Source organism: Micromonospora sp. NPDC002389, assembly GCF_040296095.1.
Taxonomy (GTDB): domain Bacteria; phylum Actinomycetota; class Actinomycetes; order Mycobacteriales; family Micromonosporaceae; genus Micromonospora.
This window is the reverse complement of record NZ_JBEOWP010000044.1, coordinates 1-1443: the sequence shown is the minus strand read 5'-3', so window position 1 is coordinate 1443 and position 1443 is coordinate 1. Positions and strand designations below refer to the sequence as shown.

Annotated in this window: 2 protein-coding genes and 1 pseudogene; all 3 read right to left on the bottom strand. The window is 66.6% G+C overall.

Features of this window, described 5'->3' with window-relative positions; genetic code table 11:
* The coding region (locus tag ABT008_RS30395; protein WP_350700740.1) for a helix-turn-helix domain-containing protein at window positions 1–241 on the bottom strand (241 nt) is incomplete at its 3' end.
* Window positions 242–348: 107 nt separating this feature from the next.
* The gene (locus ABT008_RS30390) at window positions 349–792 is read right to left on the bottom strand and encodes an IS110 family transposase (RefSeq protein ID WP_350700738.1); all 444 of its coding nucleotides are present in this window, start codon (window positions 790–792) and stop codon (window positions 349–351) included.
* A 218-nt stretch (window positions 793–1010) separates the two neighbouring features.
* Window positions 1011–1163, bottom strand: a pseudogene (locus tag ABT008_RS30385) (IS5/IS1182 family transposase); the annotation flags it as partial.
* Between the last annotated feature and the right edge of the window lie 280 nt (window positions 1164–1443).

Genomic DNA, 1443 nt, shown 5'->3' with positions numbered 1-1443 from the left:
CGAGCAGGTCGATGGCTTCACGGACGTATCGCCAGGCCGTCGTGACGCTGACCGCGAAGCCGCAGGCAAGACGAGCGATGGTGTCCCCGTTACGCGGATGGGCCAGGGCGAGTAGGGCCTGCTGGCCGGCGTCGAGACGCCGCCACCGGCCCTGACGCCGGACGCGTTCGGTACGGATGAGGTCGGCCAGGTGGTTCAGGGTGCGGCTGGACAACGCCACCGCAGACGGGTAAGACAGCACAGCGAGGCTCCCGGTTGGGGCATCGGATCTTGGTCGACTGCTGTCTTACCGGGAGCCTCGTCCTATGTCGACACCTGCCTCCACCACACCCACCGTGAACAGGCACATCACGATGAAAAGGGCTCCTTGTAGACGCGGATCTGCTCAACCGGTCCGTTGCCGGCCTTGGCAGTGGCGGTCGCTCGAAGGCTGATCACCGCCCGAGCAGCGGCTTCGGCATCAATGACATCGCTCTTGCCGCGACGGCGTCGCTGGGCGCGGTCGGGCCGGTTGACCTCGATGACCGTGACCTGCTCGACAACGAGGTGGCGGGCCAGCGCCGCGCCGTAGGAGCCGGTTCCCTCGACTCCTGCCCGAGCCACCGTTCCGTGACTGCGCGCCCACGACAGGAGCTGGCGGTAGCCGGCGGCCGTGGCCGGGAACGATGCCGTCGCCAGCGTTCGACCGACTGGCGAGGCCACTGCCGCTACGTGCAGGTCCTTGTGCGTGTCGACACCAAGGACGACCTCGTCATCAAAGTCGCGGTCGATGCGGGATGCTGGCGTTGCCATACAGCTCCTTGAAGACACCGGGATGGACACGACGTCGGAGCGGGCGAGGGTCAGAACTGTGACGACGCCTGTAGCGAGGCCCCTATCGAGACACGTCCGCACCGCTCCCACGTCGAATGGGCCGCTCCGATCAGCGAACGACGGTTCGGCGACAAGGCATCACGGCCAGTTGCGCAGCGAGTCAGTCCGCCAGCCGAAGCGGCCTCCCCATACTCACAGTTGCGGAGATGGGCCAGCACGAGCAGGGCTTGGCGGCCGGGGTCGAGGCGGCGCCACCGGGATCGGCGCTGGTGGCGATGGGTACGGATCAGGTCGGCGACGTGGTTCAAGGATCGAGTGGACAACGGGATCGAGGCAGGGTAAGACAGCAACGAGGCTCCCGGGAGGGGCATCTTTCTTGGTCGATTGCTTGTCTTACCGGGAGCCTCACCTCACCCGGCTACCGGCCCCCTTCGCGCCGCTGACCTGCACCACCAGGTTGGACAAGGCTCAATGTCCGGTCAGGGAACTCCCGGTCGTTGACCGACTTGACGTCGTCGTCGCCGGAGCCGGAGCCGGCAGGGTCTTTGCGTAGTCGTTTGATGTGCGTCTGACCTGGCCGTATGTGGTGCCGCAGCCTGTGTGGAGGGTGATGCTGAACGGGTGTGGCCC